Here is a 1,691-nt window from a genome sequence, read left to right on the forward strand (position 1 = left end):
GCGGCTGATATAGATCGAGGTAGTCCTTCTCAAATGCCTCCGGAGGTGTCAGGAAGGGATCGGTAACTGATTCCTTGCGGGGTCTGTGTGTTGACGCACGTGGACCTCCTGACACACCCCGGAGGTGTTGTTGTGTCTGTGCATGTAGCTCCAGCCACGTCGTCCACGATCGTCGTTGCCGTCGATGTCGGCAAGACCTCAGCGGTGCTTTCGGTGACCGACGCGGCTCGCCATCGGCTGCTCGCTCCGTCGGAATTCGCGATGACCGGGTCGGGTCTGGCCGCCGCGGCGGCTCGCGCGATGGCTGCCGCACCTGCCTCGGTGCAGGTCAAGGTGGGCGTGGAAGCGGCCGGCCACTATCACCGACCCGTGCTCGACCATCGGTGGCCCGATGGGTGGGAAGTGTTGGAACTCAATCCCGCTCAGGTCGCCGAACAGCGTCGCGTGCAGGGACGGCGCCGGATCAAGACCGACGTGATCGACCTGGAAGCGATCACCGAACTGGTGCTGGCCGGGTACGGACGCCCGGTCACCGAACGCGATGTCGTGATCGGTGAGGTGAGCGCCTGGGCAGTGCATCGGAGTCGACGGGTCGCCACGCGTACCGCGACGAAGAATCAGCTGCTCGGCCAGCTGGACCGGGCCTTTCCCGGATTGACCCTCGCTCTGCCCGACGTGCTGGCCACCAGGATCGGCCGGCTGGTGGCCGCCGAGTTCGCCGACCCGGCGCGGCTGACCGGGCTCGGAGTCAACCGGTTGATCCGGTTCGCCGCGACCCGCGACCTGCAACTGCGCCGTCCGGTCGCCGAGCGTCTGATCGCCGCGGCCCGCGATGCGCTGCCGACCCGCGACGCGGTGATCGCGCGCCGGATACTGGCTGCCGACCTGGCGTTGCTGGCCAATCTCGACGACCAGATCGAGTCCGCAGAGACCGCGCTGGCATTGCTACTGCCGCGCAGCCCCTACGCGACATTGACCTCGGTACCGGGCTGGGCCGTAGTGCGAGTATCCAACTACGCTGCTGCCCTTGGCGATCCGCAACGCTGGCCGGGACCCCGGCAGATCTATCGTGCGTCGGGGTTGTCCCCGATGCAATACGAATCCGCTCACAAACGCCGCGACGGCAGCATCAGCCGTGAAGGCAGCGTCGCACTGCGCCGCGCCTTGATCGACCTCGGCATCGGCCTGTGGCTCAATGAGCCGGCGGCCAGGAACTACGCCCACGGACTCAAAGCCCGCGGCAAGCACGGGGGTGTCGTGGCCTGTGCGTTGGCCCATCGCGCCAACCGCATCGCCCACGCACTGGTTCGCGATCACGCCAACTACGAGCCGACCCGCTGGGCCTAGATCCCCGCACACCCACTCGGGAAAGGACCGACCAGACCCCTTCACAACCCTCGCCGGTAGTGCCACGCTAAGTGGACGGGACGAAGGGCCGGATCAGATGCCGTTGCGGCTATGGCGGGCCCTCACCGGGTTACGCCGCAATCTAGCTTGGCACCCGGCCCTTCGCCTCCACGGCAGCCCGAACGACGCCAGATAACCCACCCGAGGTTGCATACGTCAGCGTGGGCGCCAGGCACCCGCACCCACCCAGCAGCACCACCGACCGCATCGAAATCACGCCCCGCCCCAGGGCGACGGCGCACTACGGCCTCCACACCCCTTGACTCGACCTACAGCCAGCTAGA

Annotated in this window: 1 protein-coding gene; it reads left to right on the plus strand. The window is 67.2% G+C overall.

Annotation, left to right across the window (positions count from 1 at the left end; translation table 11 throughout):
• Window positions 1-132 precede the first annotated feature (132 nt).
• On the plus strand, window positions 133-1,347 hold the full coding sequence (locus ACZY0X_RS31190; RefSeq protein WP_463775891.1) for an IS110 family RNA-guided transposase: 1,215 nt from the start codon (window positions 133-135) through the stop codon (window positions 1,345-1,347).
• The last annotated feature ends 344 nt before the right edge of the window (window positions 1,348-1,691 follow it).

Source organism: Mycobacterium sp. IDUB_39 (assembly GCF_055419205.1).